The 17,003-nt window shown below is 60.5% G+C and carries 11 protein-coding genes; 2 read left to right on the forward strand and 9 right to left on the reverse strand.

The window, feature by feature from the left end; translation table 11 throughout:
* Positions 1-158: 158 nt before the first annotated feature.
* From Q0844_RS08440 to Q0844_RS08455, 4 genes are all read right to left on the reverse strand, one after another.
* Positions 159-2,405 carry a hypothetical protein gene (locus Q0844_RS08440; RefSeq protein ID WP_299043850.1) on the reverse strand — a complete coding sequence of 749 codons (2,247 nt, stop codon included), beginning with the start codon at positions 2,403-2,405 and terminating at the stop codon, positions 159-161.
* 44 nt (positions 2,406-2,449) lie between these two features.
* On the reverse strand, positions 2,450-3,676 hold the full coding sequence (locus Q0844_RS08445; protein ID WP_299043853.1) for a phosphatase PAP2 family protein: 1,227 nt from the start codon (positions 3,674-3,676) through the stop codon (positions 2,450-2,452).
* Between the two features lie 25 nt (positions 3,677-3,701).
* Complete coding sequence (locus tag Q0844_RS08450) at positions 3,702-5,339, reverse strand: hypothetical protein (protein WP_299043855.1); 1,638 nt, start codon at positions 5,337-5,339, stop codon at positions 3,702-3,704.
* A 528-nt stretch (positions 5,340-5,867) separates the two neighbouring features.
* Entirely contained in the window at positions 5,868-8,156 is a 2,289-nt protein-coding gene (locus tag Q0844_RS08455) for an adenosylcobalamin-dependent ribonucleoside-diphosphate reductase (RefSeq protein WP_299043858.1), read from the reverse strand.
* A 126-nt stretch (positions 8,157-8,282) separates the two neighbouring features.
* On the opposite strand from Q0844_RS08455, the gene Q0844_RS08460 reads away from it, so the two are divergent.
* Positions 8,283-8,714 (forward strand): DUF1489 domain-containing protein, encoded by a 432-nt coding sequence (locus tag Q0844_RS08460; protein WP_299043861.1) that lies wholly within the window; start codon positions 8,283-8,285, stop codon positions 8,712-8,714.
* Here the strand turns inward: Q0844_RS08460 and hisG are convergent.
* From hisG to hisS, 3 genes are read right to left on the reverse strand one after another with little or no spacing between them, the layout of a single operon-like run.
* On the reverse strand, positions 8,711-9,403 hold the full coding sequence (gene hisG / locus Q0844_RS08465; RefSeq protein ID WP_299043864.1) for an ATP phosphoribosyltransferase: 693 nt from the start codon (positions 9,401-9,403) through the stop codon (positions 8,711-8,713). The genes Q0844_RS08460 and hisG overlap by 4 nt on opposite strands.
* A complete protein-coding gene (locus Q0844_RS08470) occupies positions 9,400-10,470 on the reverse strand; it encodes an ATP phosphoribosyltransferase regulatory subunit (RefSeq protein WP_299043867.1) in 1,071 nt (356 codons plus the stop codon). Before Q0844_RS08470 ends, hisG begins: the two co-directional genes overlap by 4 nt.
* Positions 10,467-11,942, reverse strand: coding sequence for a histidine--tRNA ligase (gene hisS, locus Q0844_RS08475; RefSeq protein WP_299043869.1), 1,476 nt, complete (start codon positions 11,940-11,942; stop codon positions 10,467-10,469). The genes Q0844_RS08470 and hisS overlap by 4 nt, the downstream gene beginning before the upstream one ends.
* A gap of 87 nt (positions 11,943-12,029) precedes the next feature.
* Here hisS and Q0844_RS08480 point away from each other — a divergent pair, with 87 nt between their 5' ends.
* Positions 12,030-12,224, forward strand: coding sequence for a SlyX family protein (locus Q0844_RS08480; RefSeq protein WP_299043872.1), 195 nt, complete (start codon positions 12,030-12,032; stop codon positions 12,222-12,224).
* A gap of 59 nt (positions 12,225-12,283) precedes the next feature.
* Here Q0844_RS08480 and Q0844_RS08485 read toward each other — a convergent pair whose 3' ends face one another.
* Both Q0844_RS08485 and dnaE read right to left on the reverse strand, forming a co-directional pair.
* The gene (locus tag Q0844_RS08485; RefSeq protein WP_299043874.1) at positions 12,284-13,351 is read right to left on the reverse strand and encodes a hypothetical protein; all 1,068 of its coding nucleotides are present in this window, start codon (positions 13,349-13,351) and stop codon (positions 12,284-12,286) included.
* Between the two features lie 90 nt (positions 13,352-13,441).
* Entirely contained in the window at positions 13,442-16,942 is a 3,501-nt protein-coding gene (gene dnaE / locus Q0844_RS08490; protein ID WP_299043877.1) for a DNA polymerase III subunit alpha, read from the reverse strand.
* Positions 16,943-17,003: the final 61 nt, after the last annotated feature.

Here is a 17,003-nt window from a genome sequence, read left to right on the forward strand (position 1 = left end):
GCGACCATCCGGACCAAGCAACCGGGTCTGGCGCAAAGCCGAAGGATGCACCCGCGGCACATGGCACGCGTTCAAGCCCGAGCGGTGACCCAGCCAGCCAGGCACACCGGCTGCCGGCAGCGTGCCCGGACCAGAACCGTCACGCGGCAAGGACAGGACTAAACCTTGCGACGGACGTCGCGCATGATGTTGTCCTCAAGGACAGGGTGAGGTTTGATCAGCCCGTTATCGTTTTGGACACGTTGTTCCCGGACACGACGATTTCCTGCGCGTTCAGGGGTGTCATTATCAGGCCTGAGGACCGGGCGCGCCTTGCGATCCGGATCTTCGACATCGGCAATGGAGTCGTCCTTCAGAAATTTGATCGCATTGAACGATGCGTATTTCGCAGGATTGAGACGCGACAGTTCGCCTGCGAGGCACCGCGCGACCTGCGGCGCGGCGACGCTTGTCCCACCCATCGCCACCTGTCCGCCGTTGCGGGTGGCTGCCCCCAGAATACCCTGCAAAACCCCCGATGTCTCAGATGGGGCGAGAAAATGCGGCGCGCTGAGTGTGTCGTCGTTGCCCGCCGCACTGTAGATCGCCGCCCTGTCGCTGTCCCATAGCGCACCGCCGACGGACAGAAGTGGGGTGTCCGGACCGACCGTGTTGGTTGCAATGCCAGACACGGTTCCATCGCGTTTGACGATGCTTTCGGGTCGGCCCGCATCCCTGACCACCACATCGCCGAACCTGTCAAAGCGATTGTTCTCATAGGCGGTATCGTCGAAATAGGCCTGCCTTCCACGCGTTCCGAAACCGCCGACTGCTTCATCCCGCTGGATCCAGGCCCGGACAGGCCCGTTGCCGTGCGTATCGCCTTTGCACGCTACCTTCCAGATGCCGTGTGGGCATGCGGGTTGGTTCGCACCCAGACACGTGCTGGGTCCAAGCGCAAGCAGGACCCGCCAGAAAGGCGTGCAATCTTCTGTGGCGGGATGCTGGTGTGCGTGCCCCGCCCCAGCCGGTTTCTCGTTGGGTCGGTCGATGGAAATTCGCGCAATGACTGTACCCTCTTCAAACCCTGCGCCGCCATCTTGTTTCGGTTCGGCCAATACATAGTCATTGGCCAGCGAAACACTGCTGTCATATGGACCTGAAATGTCGAACGAAAATGTCTTCGACACAGCGCCCGGCGGTGTCACCGTCACTTCGATAAGCTTTGTTTTGGCGCTGAACCAGATTTCTACAAAGCTGGCACTACGATCATCCGGTTGAACGCGCATGTCAAAATCAAGAACCGGCGCACGATCCGCCTGTCCCGCGGGTCCTGTCGCGTGTGTTTTCGACAAATGCCCATTGCCCGCAGGTAGGGCAATCTCGGCTGGGGCCGAAATACCAGGATACGGTGTGTCTGCGATTTTGGCCGTTTCCTTTCGGTACTCCTCGGCCATCGCGCGCAATGTACGCTCGACGATGTGTTTCCCATTTTTGGGGCCGCCGCCAAAACCATAGCTGAAGTTCACCACGACCGGTATCGGGACTTTGTTGGCATCACTCATCTCAAGCGCACGATCGAAGATGTACCGCGCTGCCGCGATGATCGACGTCATCAGGGATGCACCCGACGTGTCCTGCGACGCGAAGGTTGGCAGTTGAACCGCGATTATTCTGTGATTGATGGCTTTTTCGTCATCAGGATCGTAGCCCGCTGCCAAATCAGCCACATGGGTGCCATGAGAGCCGCGCAGCTTGAGCGACGTGGGCAAATATGGCCGATCCGTTGTGGCGATCAGGTCCAGCTGTCGCATCAGCGCATCATCATCATCCGGATGCAGCTGAATGGCCTGGGACGTTACCTCGGAGGTGAATTCACGGCCGAAGGGCACGCTGTTCTGTCCTTCCCACTGTGCATCGTGGATCCAGGCAAAGTCGACGCGGCTTTTTCCATCCGCGTCGCGAAATCTGCGGTGGCCGATGTTGATGGAATCGTCAATCAACCCCGAGATGACGAGTTTATCGGCGCTTGCGGCTTCGGGCAAAGGGGGGACACCACTGCCGAGTACCCTGACACTCCCCGGTGCGATGTCGGGGCCAGCGCTGGCTTCCCGTATCGGGAGACGACCAAAGAACACATCCTCGATCGGAACGGATTCGGAATCAGACGATGAGAGAAAAGGCGGATCGGTGAAGTCAAACCGTTCAGAGAAAAAGTCGACCCTTTCGTCACGCTCAATAACGATCAGGGCAAAGTCAAAGTCAGTTTCGGCCACCTTGGGGATTTCCTCGGTATATGCGAACTGTGCGCCGTGTCGTGCGATCCACTGGGAATAGGCGTCGACAACCCGGACCCTGCCTTTTTTGGCGCCGTCGCCAGGCGTGTCACGCGGAAGGGACACCTTTTTTTCGGACAGATAGGTCACCTTGTCCGGAAACCACGCGCGGGCCTGTGCCATGACCGCCCCCCTTACCGTTTCTTCCATTCAAGAACGGATTTGTCCCACAAGAACTTCAATGGCGCGCTCACCAGCATCGGCGAAGCCGGTATCGGGCTGTCCATATTGGTGACAATGCCGTCGTGTTCAGGTGCACGTACCAACGGATCAGCATGTTCACGCAGGTAGTTTTCCGTTTTGAAATCAACAGTCACGGACGGGCCGTCTTCGGCTTCCGGTGACGTCACCACCTTTGTGCCGTCAAACTGGACGGGATACAGACATCCCGCTCCGGTTGCGCGGGCCACCAGATATTGACCGATCACCAGCCCAAGCATCGCGCCAGCCATCGAGTCAGCTGGAAAGTGTACGCCGGCCACTGTTCTGTTGATCGCGATGCGGGCGGCTTGTCGCATCAGTTGATCGACATACAGGTCGTCTGGGGCGCCCTGGCCCCGTTCGATCTCGATCAACCGGGACAGGACAACGGCCATGGCGAAGGCTTCGGTCGCATGTCCGCTGGGCAATGTGCCATGACCGGGCGTGGGTATCACGGGCTGCACCTGAGGCGAAAAAGCATCTGGGCGATGGCAAGCCAAGGCTTGCTTTGTTGCGAGCACGATGTGGGTCGCAAAGACCTGTGTGATGCCCAGAAGCTCGTGTGTGAATTGTTTGCGGCCCGGGTGAAGATCTGCAATCGCAGTCATGTAAGGCACTGGATATCCCGCCTGAGACAGGATTTCCGGCAACCGATCCGCTCTGAGGTCGGCGTAGTCTCTGACCAGTTCGAGTTGCGCAACGAATTGATCGTGCCCAGGACGTGTGAAGGCCGCCAATCGCTGGGCCTTGATCTTGAACGTGTCTGCCATCGCAGTTGTATCGGATGAGCGGCTGAAGTGGTAAAACGACACCTCGGGCGTGCAGCCTTCGGTGCCGAACGCCACACCGCTGTTCGTCAACAGATCCTGGAGCACGACCATCGTGCGCACCATTTGCGACCAGTCTTCCAGATTTGCCGGTTCATTCAGGCTCCGCTCGGTCGGGTTCAGCGTGGCACCGGCCCACTGACCGACAATGCCATCCCGTGCGAACAACAGGCCGGCGGCGGTGGTCGCGTCATAGTTGCCCGCCGCAGCGGCGTTGCCTGACATTGCCGTCATCGCAGTCATGGCGGTCGAACCACTCATTGCCGTCATCGCTGTCATGGCGGTCATGGCCGTCATTGCTGTCATGGCGGTCCCGGTAGCTTGGCTTGACATGAGTTCGTTCTCCCGATGTTTGGATTTACCGAGCAGGTACGCCCGCGTCTCGTAGGGCGTCGGCCCATTTTCTTGTCATGGGACGGTCGCCGGCCGGATGATTTCTGAGGTAACCTTCGATTGTCAGACCGGGTTCGAGGCGTTTCAGCAGATTGGCCGCTGCGGCGGCCTCCCGATCTCGGCCCATCAAGGATAGCGCGATAACCCGGACCCGGTGCGAAGACGTATGTCGGGGATTGGCGTCGATGGACTTGTTCGCGAGATCCAGCGCATCGACATAGTTTTCGCAAATCGAAAGGGCGCTGGCCCTGATAATATCGAAAAAGTATCCATAGGGATCAATGGGGGACAATACGCAGGCCCGTTCTGCGAAACGCAACGCCAATTCGCCGTTTCCGTCGAACATATGCAGTCGCGAATACATCAGCCATGCCAACGAATTGTTTGGGTCGATCTCGACCGCGCGATCAAATTGCGCTTCGGCCTTTGACAGATTTGCCAGATCGCTGGATCGGATCATGCCATCAAATGTCAGCGACAATGGGCAATGCGGGTTCCGGTCCAAAGCGCGTTTTGTGCTGTCGATCGCGTTTCGACTGTCGGATTTGGGGTCGCTGCTCCAGCCTTGCGCGATGGACAGTACGTACCACTTTCCAAGCCAGGCATGCAGTTCCGAATTGCCGGGCGTGCGCGAAATCAGTTCTTCCAACTGGCTACGTGCACGGGCGAAACCGGCAAGCCGATGTTGATGCATGTTCGAAACGGCAGACATCAGCAGAACATGGCTTGCAACATCGCCGGGTGCCCGCCCCCGCGCCATTTCGACCGAGGCAGACAATATGCCGTGCCCGATCTGCGAACACAGGTCCAGCAAGTCATGTGCATCGTTGAGCAGATCGGCCAAGCGGCCAGAAATCTGCCGCGTCAATTCGATATGGCCGTTTGCCGTTTGGACCAGCTCTGCGTCGATCCGGTAGCGGCCGTCATGCAACCCAACGGTTCCGTAGACGATGTAATCGACGTCCAGCATGTCGCGTATCTTCAAGATGTCCAGAAGCGTCCCATCCACGCGGCGACTGGAGAGGTGCGAGATGACGCGAATGAGCCGCGAACGGGACAGGGAACGCGACACCTCTTGGGCGACCAGATCGCTGAGGTGCAGCTCATCTTTCGCCATATGTCGAGTCGCGAACGGCACAATCGCGATCTTGGGCGCGATGCGACTGTGCGGGGACCGGGATGACAGCAAAAAGTCGTTGTTCAGCAGTTTGCGCTTCTGACCGACCCACTGAACAAATCCTTCTTCGTGGATCTTGATGCCTTCCGCGAATTCTCCATCCAGATGGTTTCCGACCAATTCGAACGCATCTGGATCAAGCTGGATGTCGGCATTGGTCGTTTTGAAAATGCGCTCAAAATCGTCCCCAAAGATCTTGCGCAAGTCCGACAGCGACCGGCGCAGGCTGGCGCGCCCATGCTCTTCACCGGCTCTGCGCCACAGTGTGTCCTGTATCCAGCTGCGCGTGTGTGTACCATTCGGGGCTGTCGCGAGAAGGGCAATGAGGGCGCGATGCTTTGCCCCGCGCACCTCGACCACCTGACCGGTGTTCCAGCGGCAGGAAAAACTGCCGTACAGTCGTATCTGAAGCGTCCGAATAGCCAAAACTGCGCAATCAAATAAGTGAGGTATCAATGAATAATGAGCAGAATAGCAGAGATTGATAGGCCGCTCACATTTTTTTCACGCGACCCGTGCGATCCGCGAAAGGCATATTGGAAGGTGCAGCGTGACAGTTTGAAATTCTTCGTTGGGACAACGACTTGAGCAATCCAGATGACACCGACACCGAAATCTCTGGCCAGAGCGTACGGGACCTGAGCGATTTCTGTGAAGCATGGCCCGAATTGAGACAATCGGTTTTGCATCACATTCAGCGCGATGCGCTGAGAGACCCTGAATTGAAAGCGACCTTGAAATGGATGTGTCTATTGTCTGACCGAATTTGCGCACAGGCGTCGGATTTCGAACTTTGACCAAAACAGACCCAAGTTCTCGGCGGATTAGTCAAATCCGTCGTTCGCGGTCACACTTGCAATGAACAACCTTGTTCGTCGTGCGGAAGCGTGAGCCAAGGCGCGCAATGGAAACACACCTTTATCTCAACCGGTCACGGCGCAAGCTCCGTTCAGCCTAGCCGCATTTGGAAAAACCGCACGACGCGCACGTCATGCAACCTTCGATCATGCGCATTTCGTAGCTGCCGCAGCTTGAGCAGGCTTTGCCTCGTGGCGCGCCCAGGCCCACAACTTCGGCCTGCGGATCGGATTTGAGGCCCATGCCTTCACCTTCGATGAACCCGGTGGCGATCATGTGCTTTTCAATGACACCCCCGATGGCGGCAAGGATCGACGGGATGTACTTGCCCTGCATCCACGCACCACCGCGCGGGTCAAACACCGCCTTCAGCTCTTCGACCACAAAGGACACATCCCCACCCCGGCGGAACACGGCAGAGATCATGCGCGTCAGCGCCACGGTCCACGCGAAATGTTCCATGTTCTTTGAGTTGATGAACACCTCGAACGGACGACGGTGGCCGCCGATGACCAGATCGTTGATTGTGATGTAAAGCGCATGTTCACTGTCGGGCCACTTGACCTTGTAAGTGTTGCCCTCCAGCGCGTTGGGCCGATCGAGTGGCTCGGCCATATAGATGACGTCACCATGGGGTTGCAGCGGTTCGGCGTCGTCGTTGGCGAGGACGGGTGCGTCTTTCGGCTTCTCCTCTGCCACGGTCAGTACCGACCCGGTGACCGCGTTGGGCCGATAGGTCGTGCACCCTTTGCAGCCAGTATCCCACGCTTGCATGTAGACGTCCTTGAAGTCATCAAAGCTGATGTCTTCTGGGCAATTGATCGTCTTGGAGATGGACGAATCCACCCATTTTTGCGCGGCTGCCTGCATCTTCACGTGATCAGACGGGGTCAACGTCTGGGCATTGACGAAATAGTCGGGCAATTCGGCATCCCCGAACGTGTCGCGCCACATCTGCACGGCGTAATCCACGACTTCCTCTTCGGTCCGGGTGCCGTCCTTCTGCAAGACCTTGCGGGTGTAGGCATAGGCGAACACCGGTTCGATCCCCGACGACACGTTCCCGGCATAAAGGCTGATGGTGCCCGTGGGTGCGATGGACGTCAGCAGCGCGTTGCGGATACCATGTTCCGCGATGGCGTCCCGCACGTCCGCATCCATGGCCTGCATTGTGCCACTGGCCAGATAGCCGTCGGCGTCAAAAAGCGGAAAGGCCCCTTTTTCTTTCGCGAGGTCGACCGAGGCCAGATAGGAGGCGCGGGCAATCGCCTTCAACCACGTTTCCGTCCGGTGCGCCGCCTCGTCCGAGCCATAGCGCAGGCCCAGCATCAAGAGCGCATCGGCCAGACCGGTCACGCCAAGGCCAATGCGGCGCTTGGCGGCCGCTTCCCGCGCTTGTTCCTCAAGCGGGAAGCGAGAGGCATCTACGACATTGTCCATCATGCGTACGGCCGTCGTGACCAGATCGGCCAAGGCGGCTTCGTTCAATTCGGCCGTTTCTTCGAACGGGTCGCTGACCAGACGGGCCAGGTTGATCGACCCCAACAGGCATGCCCCATAGGGTGGCAGCGGCTGTTCACCGCACGGATTGGTGGCGGCAATGGTCTCGCAATAGTTCAGGTTGTTCGCGGCGTTGATGCGGTCAATGAAGATCACGCCGGGTTCCGCGTAGTCAAACGTCGACTTCATTATGCCGTTCCACAAGTCACGCGCCTGCACGGATTTATAAACCGTGCCATCAAACACGAGGTCCCAGGACCCGTCGGCCTTGACCGCTTCCATAAAGGCGTCCGTCACCAATACAGACACATTGAACATGCGCAGGCGGGCGGCATCGGATTTTGCGGTGATGAAATCCTCGATATCCGGGTGATCGCAGCGCATCGTCGCCATCATCGCGCCCCGACGGCTGCCAGCGGACATGATCGTGCGGCACATCGCATCCCAGACATCCATAAAGGACAAAGGCCCCGATGCGTCCGCAGCCACCCCTTTGACCCCAGCCCCCTTGGGCCGGATCGTAGAGAAATCATAGCCGATGCCGCCGCCTTGCTGCATGGTCAGCGCAGCCTCTTTCAACATGTCAAAAATGCCTGCCATGCTGTCCGGGATCGTGCCCATGACAAAGCAGTTGAACAAAGTCACCGACCGCGCAGTCCCGGCCCCGGCGGTAATCCGGCCCGCTGGCAGGAACTTGAAGTCCTCAAGCGCCTCGTAAAACGTGTCTTCCCACTGCGCTGGGTCTTGTTCGACTTTCGCCAGATCGCGCGCGATGCGCCGCCAGCTATCTTCGACCGTTGCGTCGATGGGGGTGCCGTCCGCCTCTTTGAAACGGTACTTCATATCCCAAATCTGTTCGGCAATCGGCGCTGCGAAACGTGTCATCAAAGCATCCCCTTGGCGGCTGTCGAATCTTTTGGTCGGCGGAAGATCACCACCGTACCACACCCCAACAGATTGCAGAAGCAGAGATACACGCTACAATATAGAGTGTGGCTTGGGGACGACTCTGTGGATAAGTTTATCAACCTGATCAAACTGTCAGTGGGCAGCGACAGCTATGACGATCTCGTCGCATGGCAGCAGACCAAGCGTGCCCAAACCGCAGATGGTTATCCCCGACATGTGACGCGCATGTGGCCCAAACGCGAAGCCGAGATCCTGAACGGCGGATCGATCTTTTGGGTTGTCAAAGGTGTTCTGACCTGTCGCCAGCGGATCATCCGCCTGGATGAGGTGATCGGCAGTGACGGCATCCGCCGCTGCGCCATCGTGTCGGATCCAGAGCTTGTCCGTGTTCAGTCGGCCTTGAAACGCCCGTTTCAGGGCTGGCGGTATCTGAAACCCGAAGACACGCCGCCGGACCTGCCCAAGGGGCGCGACCGCGAAGAACCGCTGCCTGTCGAACTGAACCGCGCGCTTGCCGAGATCGGGGTTCTTTAACGCGCGTTCAGCCGGTCCAGAAGCGTGTTCAGCGTGGCCTGTTCGTCGCCTGTCATCTCTGCCACGCGGCTGCGCCACAGCGTTGCCTGACTGGCCAGGATCAATCCGTCGTCCAAGACCTTGAGGTGATTGGCGCGCAGCGTCTCACCGGACGAGGTGATGTCGGCAATGGCCTCTGCCGTTTCGTTCGCGACCGTGCCTTCGGTCGCGCCTTGGCTGTCCACAAGCGCATAGTCGGCAACGCCTGCATCGCGCAGGAAATCCCGCACAAGGCGGTGGTACTTTGTGGCGATCCGCAGCCGAAAACCATGCGTGGCCCGGAAGGCGGCGGCCGCCGCGTCCAAATCGTCCGTCAGGTCCACATCCGTCCACGCCTTCGGCACGGCGATGATCAGATCGGCATGGCCGAACCCCATCTCGGCCATCGGTTCGACCTGTTGTTCCCAGAGGGGGAGTTTTTCGTGGATGAGATCGGTGCCAGTGACACCCAGATGAATGCGCCCGGCGGCAAGCTCGCGTGGGACCTCTCCTGCCGACAGAAGAACCAGCGAAACGCCATCGATCCCATCGACCGCGCCCGCGTATTCCCGGTCCGACCCGGTGCGGGTCAGCGTAATGCCGCGCTTGTCAAACCACTGGAATGTCTTTTCCATCAGCCGCCCCTTGGACGGTACACCCAGCTTGATCATGCGGCGGCCTCCAGTTCGACCAGCAGACCGGGTCGGATGACCGCGCCCACCGCCGGGATTTCCTGGCCTGCGCCAAGACGGCGGGTCAACGCGTCATAGCGCCCGCCTGAGGCGACAGGCGGCAGGTCGGGGCGTCTCTCGGCATAGAAACCAAACACAAACCCGTCGTAATACTCCATCGACGTGCGGCCAAAGCTGGCCTCGAATTCCAATGTGTCAACGTCGATGCCGCGTTTGGTCAGGGCCTCTGCCCGCGCGTCCACCCGTTCCACCGCCGTGCGGATCGCGGGCAGGTCGACACACAGGTTGTGCATCTGCGCCAGCGCGAATGGCAGCGTTTCGCGCACGTTCAACAGCGCATCCAGACATTCCATTTGCGCGCCAGACAGGGGTGGTTCGGCCGCGTCGTCGTGCAGCGCCCTGATCCGTGCGTCGATCTCGGCCTGGCTGCGCATGCCGGTCAGGGGTGCGTCAGTCTGCACCTTGCCGGCCAGCAAGGCCGCGCGCGTTTCGGGCACTGGGCTGCGCCCGGAGAAACGGTCAAGCAGGGCGCGGAAGCGGCGCGGGCGCCAGATGTGACGCCGCAGGGCCGCCTTGCGCCGGTCGCTCGTGTCCAGACCGTCCACAGCGGCCATCAGAACCCCAATGTCACCGGTGGCCGCCCGCAAGGCGACCCCCTTCGTGGCGTCCGCAATCAGCGCAAACACCTCGGCATCTGCCGCGGCCGGGCCTGCGCGGTCAAACACTTCGTAACCTACTTGCAGGTATTCGCTCGCGCGGTCAGGGTCTTCTTCCTGCCTGCGAAACACCTCGCCAGCATAGGTATAGCGGGCGGGTTCTGCACCACAGTCCATGTGCATCTGCACCACGGGCACCGTGAAATCCGGGCGCAGCATCTGCTCCCCGCGCATGGCGTCGGACGTCACATAGGCGCGGGCGCGAATGTCTTCGCCATAAAGATCAAGAAGCAGGTCCGCCGGTTGCAGGATCGGCGGCTCGACCACCTGCGCGCCCTGTGCCACAAAACTGTCCCGCAGGGCGTAGGCCCGCTGGCGCGCATGGGTCATTGGTTCAGGATCTCTTTGACCTTGGCGAGCATCTGGTCACGCGGCACTTCAAACTGGCTGGGGCGGTCTTTCCATTCCTCAACGCTGGCTGTTTCGGCGATCTTGGCCCCCAGAACAAGGTCCTTGATCTGCACGACACCACGCTCTTTCTCGTCTGCGCCTTCGATGATGGCGATGGGGGAGTTCCGCTTGTCCGCGTATTTGAGCTGGTTGCCAAAGTTCTTCGGGTTGCCCAGGTAAACTTCGGCCCGGATGCCCGCGCCGCGCAGGTCAGCGACCATGGCCTGATAATCAGCCATGCGGTCGCGGTCCATGACCGTGACGACAACGGGCCCCTGTTCGGCGGTGCCGATGCGGTTCGTGGCGCGGAGCGCGGCCAGCAAGCGGTCGACACCGATGGAGACGCCCGTGGCAGGCACTTCCTGCCCGGTGAAACGCTTGACGAGGTCATCATAGCGCCCCCCACCCGCGACAGATCCGAACTGGACCGTCTGGCCCTTTTCGTTCTGGACGTCGAAGGTGAGTTCGGCCTCGTAGACGGGGCCAGTGTAGTAGCCGAGGCCCCGGACCACGGACGGATCGATGACGATGCGGTCGGAGCCGTAGCCTGCAGCGTCGAGAAGCGCGGCGATCTCTTCGAGTTCCGCAACACCTTTGGCCCCGATGTCAGAGCCTTGAACCAGGTCGTTCAGGCGCGCGACTGTATCGGGACCTGTGTCGCGCTTTGCATCCATAAAGCCCATGATGATTTCCGCCTCAGCATCGGCCAGGCCCGCACCTTTGGTGAAGTCGCCACTTTCGTCCTTGCGCCCCTCGCCCAACAACGCACGGACGCCATCCGGGCCGAGACGATCCAGCTTGTCGATTGCGCGCAAAACGATGCCCCGTTCGGCGTCCTTGTCATCTCCTGCAAGGCCCGCCACCTCCATCACCCCATTCAGCACTTTTCGGTTGTTGATGCGGATCACATAGTCGCCGCGCTGGATCCCCACGGCTTCGAGCGTATCGGACAGCATCGCGCAAATCTCGGCGTCCGCAGCCATGCTTGCCGTGCCCACCGTGTCTGCATCGCATTGATAAAACTGCCGAAACCGGCCTGGCCCAGGCTTTTCATTGCGCCAGACAGGCCCCACCGTATAACGGCGATAGGGGGTGGGCAGATCGTTGCGGTGCTGAGCGTAAACGCGCGCCAGCGGCGCCGTCATATCGTAGCGCAATGCCAGCCAGTCACCATCTTCCTCCTGCCAGGCGAACACCCCTTCGTTCGGGCGATCCACATCAGGCAGGAACTTGCCCAGCGCCTCGACCGTTTCCACGGCACTGGATTCGAGCGCGTCAAACCCGTAGCGATGATACACCCCGGCGATCTTTTGCAGCATCTCGGCCCGGTCGGTGACATCCGTGCCAAAATAGTCGCGAAACCCCTTTGGCGTCTGGGCCTTGGGGCGGGGAGTTTTCTTGGGCTTGGCCATGCTGGCGCTCCGACTGCGGGTTCGGGCGCGTCACTACCTCAGGCATGGGGGCTGGGCAAGCGCAGCCTGAGATGGCAGGAGGGGGGCATGAACAAGCTGGAAGAACAAATCGCACATCTTGAACGGACGGTGGATGACCTGTCTGACGTGGTCGCACGGCAAGAGACCGAGATCGCGCTGCTGACGCGACGGGTGCAGATGCTGATGGAACGCGAGGCGCAGCGCGACGCAGACGGCGGCGGCGGAGTCGTAATCGGAGATGAACGTCCACCGCACTACTGAAGCGGTTGATCTAGGTGGCACATCCGCCGCGAAGGACCGTTTCCCGCTGCCGCCCAGCGTCAGGGCGCTTTGAGGGCGGCCGCAAGCACGCTGCCGTCATGCAAGAGCATATCCGCCCAGCGCCCGTTGTCGGTGAACTTTTCATACGCACTGATGAACGTCGTGTTTCGTGACAAGCGATCAATGCGGTCCCCGCACGGCGTATTGCGCCCGACATTGCACACCTTGCGCTTCAGCTTTTCATAGGCTTCGTCCGTGGTCGAATAGGGGTATTCCTCTGCCGGCAACCCGTACCGCAGCTGTTCATGAAAGGCCGGGTCACCGAACAGGGCAAGCGCAGCCGTGAACTGACGTGGGCAATTGTCGGCAAACCCGGTGACATAGAAGGTCCGAGGTTGCGTGCTTTCGGGTGCCGTATCGTACAGAACATATCCCCGGCCCTTGCGCGCGGCCTTGTCCACGACCTTGCCCAGACCCGCAGGCTTGGCCGTGCAATTGCGGGCGATCTGCCCAAATGGAACACTCATTCCGGGCGCGACATCCACCGCATCGGGGCCATTTCTTGTTTCGGCACGTGGCGCGCCAAACAATCCACGCCGCTTTTCAGGTTCCACGAGATCCGGAGACGCAGATACCGGCAGCGCTGCAACGGTCGTCTCGGCCTCATCCTCGATGGCTGGGGCCGGCAGCGCTGTTTGGGCGTCCGCTGCGTCATCGGGCTGTGCCGCTTGACGCAGCCATGCCAGAACGCCGCCGCGCGCCCTTGGTGCTGGTGCACCGGTTTTGGCGTCGCTGATACGTGGGGCCTCTGTCGCCAATGCCCCATCATGTGCGCCAACCACCTGTGCGCTGGCCAGGGTGTCGGTGTCTTCTGGTTGCGTTGGCACCTGGTCCGGGGTTCCGGCCCGCTGTTCATCGTCAACGCGTGTCTCCGCATGGGCCTGCGGCGCAAAAAGCTCCGCGAGGATGCTGCCCTCGCGCGCCAGTTCCTCCTCGGTCGGCAACGCGCGTGTGCCCGGCTCGGCTGGCAGTACGGCCCCTTCGGAGACGCGGCCGATCCCTTCCAACGGGTCGCCACAAGCGCTCAGACCAAGCAGCAGCACATATGCCAATGCAAGTCGCGTCACGCGCCTGTCCTCCCAAACCGTTAAAAGTGTCCCAAAGCCGTACCTAGCCGGAACAGCCGCTTTGGTCCAGTCGGGCGCGCGGTTGACCGCCTAGATGTCCTGAACCTCGACCACGCCGGACAGCGATTTGATGGCGCCCTTGATCTGGGGCGTAACCGGGAATTCGGCGCCCAGGTCCATTTCGACCTCACCCGGCAGGCTGTCATCCATCAGGCATACGGTGATCGGTCCGCGCCCGGCGCCCCTGGCAGTCTTTGCGGCACCTTCCAGAACGGTGGCGACCGACGCCAGCGCCGTGGGCGCTTCGACGAATATCCGCAGTCCCATGCCCCCGACATCGGCGACAACACTGTCAATCGGCGCAACCGACCGGCCCAGCAGTTTCAACTGGTCCGACTCCATCGTCGCTTCGACCGTCACTATCACCTTGGCGCCTGTCACCAGGGTATCCTGCGCCTTTTCAAGGCTTTCCGAAAACAGCGTGACCTCGTACGCGCCCGTCGTGTCCGACATCTGGCAGAAGGCAAATCGGTTGCCCTTGGCCGATTTACGCACCTGCAAACCGGACACGACGCCCGCCAGCTTTGCAACCAGGGGCTGGCTTTCGGCCTTGGTCGTCACCTCGTCCAACGTGATGACGCCCTTGCGTTTCAATGGACCCATGTAGTCGTCAAGCGGGTGACCGGAAAGGTAGAAACCGACAGCCTTGTGTTCTTCGCCCAGCCGTTCGGCAGGCAACCAATCGTCCAGCGGCAAAAGCCGTGGTTCGGGAAGGTCGTCACCCGCTTCACCAAACAAAGACACCTGGTTGGAGTTCTTTTGATCATGTACCGCAGCGGAGTAGGCAGACAGCGCATCCAACGCGTCAAACACGCGGCGCCGGTTGGGATCGAGTTGATCGAAGGCCCCGGCGCGCGCCAACATCTCAAGCGGCCGCTTTCCGACCTTCTTCAGGTCGACCCGACGCGCAAAGTCGAACAGGTTGACAAAGGGCTTGCTGTCGCGCGCCTCTTGCACCAACCGCATCGCTTCGACGCCGACATTCTTCAGCGCACCCAGCGCATAGACCAGGGCGCCGTCCACCACTTTGAACGTGGCATCCGAGCGGTTCACGCATGGTGGCACCCATGGCAAATCCAACCCCTTGCGCACTTCCTCGAAATACACGGCCAGCTTGTCCGTCAGGTGGATATCGCAATTCATCACCCCGGCCATGAATTCGACCGGGTGGTTCGCCTTCAGCCATGCCGTCTGGTAGCTGACCACGGCATAGGCCGCGGCGTGGGACTTGTTGAAGCCGTAGTTCGCGAACTTGTCGAGAAGATGCCAGACCTCCAACGCCTTGTCCTCGTCCACGCCGTTTTCCTTGGCCCCGGCAAGGAACTTGGGCCGCTCGGCGTCCATGGCCTCCTGGATTTTCTTGCCCATCGCGCGGCGCAGCAGGTCGGCACCGCCAAGCGAGTAGCCCGCCATTTCCTGCGCGATCTGCATCACCTGTTCCTGGTACACGATGATACCCTGCGTTTCGTCCAGGATATGATCAATCGAAGGGTGCAGCGTGTCCCTGTCGCTCAGCCCGTTCTTGACCTCGCAAAACTTCGGGATGTTTTCCATGGGCCCGGGACGGTAGAGGGCGACGAGCGCGATGATGTCCTCGATACAGTCGGGCTTCATCCGCTTGAGCGCGTCGATCATGCCCGAGCTTTCCACCTGGAACACGGCGACCGTCTTGCCCGCAGCATAAAGCTTGTAAGACGCCTCATCATCCAGAGGGATGCCGCCGATGTCATTCTCCATCCCGTCCGCGGGCGTGTAGAGTTCGGTGCCGTCCGCAGCGATGTGCAATGCGCGCCCGGACGCCAGGATCTGATCCACCGCGTTCTGGATCACCGTCAGGGTTTTCAGGCCAAGAAAGTCGAATTTGACAAGGCCCGCCTGTTCCACCCATTTCATATTGAACTGGGTCGCCGGCATGTCGGATCGCGGATCCTGATACAGCGGGACCAGCGCATCCAGTGGCCTGTCCCCAATCACCACGCCAGCGGCGTGGGTCGAGGCGTTGCGCAGCAGCCCCTCGACCTGTTGGCCGTAGGTGAGCAGGCGGTCCACAACCTCTTCATTGCGCGCCTCTTCGCGCAGCCGCGGTTCGTCCGTCAGCGCCTTTTCGATGCTGACAGGTTTCACACCTTCGACCGGGATCAGCTTGGACAATCGATCGACCTGGCCATAGGGCATCTGCAGGACACGCCCGATATCGCGCACGGCGGCCTTCGACAGAAGCGCACCAAAGGTGATGATCTGGCCCACCTTGTCGCGGCCATACTTCTCCTGCACGTAGCGGATCACTTCCTCGCGCCGATCCATGCAAAAGTCGATGTCGAAGTCGGGCATGGAAACCCGCTCGGGATTAAGGAACCGTTCGAACAGCAAGGCGTATCGCAAGGGGTCAAGGTCGGTAACGGTCAGCGCGTAGGCCACGAGGCTGCCCGCGCCCGAGCCCCGGCCGGGACCCACCGGGATGTTATGATCCTTCGCCCATTTGATGAAATCGGCGACAATCAGAAAGTAGCCGGGAAAGCCCATGCCTTCGATGATGTCGAGTTCGAAATCGAGCCGTTTCTGGTATTCCTCCACGCTGGTGGCGTGCGGAATGACCTTCAGCCGTTCTTGCAAGCCATCGTTGGCCTGACGCCTCAGTTCTTCAACTTCGTCGTCCGCAAACTTGGGCAGGATCGGATCACGGCGATACGCCATGAAGGCACAGCGCCGTGCAATTTCCACCGTGTTTTCTATGGCTTCCGGCAGATCGGCAAACAGCGTCACCATTTCGGCCTGGCTCTTGAAATAGTGCTGCGCGGTCAAACGACGGCGCGGTTCCTGCTGGTCGACATAGGCACCTTCGGCGATGCAGATCAGCGCGTCATGGCTTTCATACATGTCCGGCTTCGGAAAATAGACGTCGTTCGTGGCGACCAGCGGCACATCCATAGCATAGGCCATTTCAATCAGCGGCCGTTCCGTCAGACGCTCGGCCTCGGGCTGCCCCCCCTCGCCCGGATGCCGCTGCAATTCGACGTAGAGCCGGTCGGCAAAGATGTCCCTGAGCCGATCCATCAGCGCTTGCGCAGCAGGCACCTGACCGGTTTGCAACAGCATCCCGACAGGTCCGCCCGGCCCGCCGGTCAGGCAGATGACGTCTGCGGAATGGCCCGCCAGCTCCTCCACCGTGACATGGGGCAATTCGGACGCCTCGCGCAGATAAAGGCACGAGTTGAGCTTCATCAGGTTTTCATAGCCCGCCTCGGTCTGTGCCAACAGGACCAGCGGGGCCGGGTCACGCAGGCGTTCGCCGGGGCGCGGTGCGACATATTGCAGGTCAACCTGGCAACCGATGATGGGCTGCACACCCGCCCCCGCCATGCCCACAGAAAACTCCAGCGCGGCGAACATGTTGTTCGTATCGGTCAGTGCAATGGCAGGCATACCTGCATCCCGCACCAGGCCGGGCAGCTTTTTGAGGCGCATCGCCCCTTCCAGCAGCGAGTATTCGGAATGCGTGCGCAGGTGAATGAATCGGGGGGCGTCGGTCATCCGCCCACGATATGTCGTAGCGGGCCCGTCGGAAAGCCCCATGGAGTGTTATCCACAGCCT

The organism is uncultured Tateyamaria sp., from assembly GCF_947503465.1.
Taxonomy (GTDB): Bacteria; Pseudomonadota; Alphaproteobacteria; order Rhodobacterales; family Rhodobacteraceae; genus Tateyamaria.

Bases quoted from the DNA above. Each gene is read 5' to 3' on its own strand.
- Q0844_RS08445 (WP_299043853.1), bottom strand. From the start codon at position 3,676: ATGTCAAGCCAAGCTACCGGGACCGCCATGACAGCAATGACGGCCATG.
- Q0844_RS08455 (WP_299043858.1), bottom strand. From the start codon at position 8,156: ATGACACGTTTCGCAGCGCCGATTGCCGAACAGATTTGGGATATGAAG.
- hisG (WP_299043864.1), bottom strand. From the start codon at position 9,403: ATGATCAAGCTGGGTGTACCGTCCAAGGGGCGGCTGATGGAAAAGACA.
- Q0844_RS08470 (WP_299043867.1), bottom strand. From the start codon at position 10,470: ATGACCCATGCGCGCCAGCGGGCCTACGCCCTGCGGGACAGTTTTGTG.
- hisS (WP_299043869.1), bottom strand. From the start codon at position 11,942: ATGGCCAAGCCCAAGAAAACTCCCCGCCCCAAGGCCCAGACGCCAAAG.
- Q0844_RS08480 (WP_299043872.1), top strand. From the start codon at position 12,030: ATGAACAAGCTGGAAGAACAAATCGCACATCTTGAACGGACGGTGGAT.
- dnaE (WP_299043877.1), bottom strand. From the start codon at position 16,942: ATGACCGACGCCCCCCGATTCATTCACCTGCGCACGCATTCCGAATAC.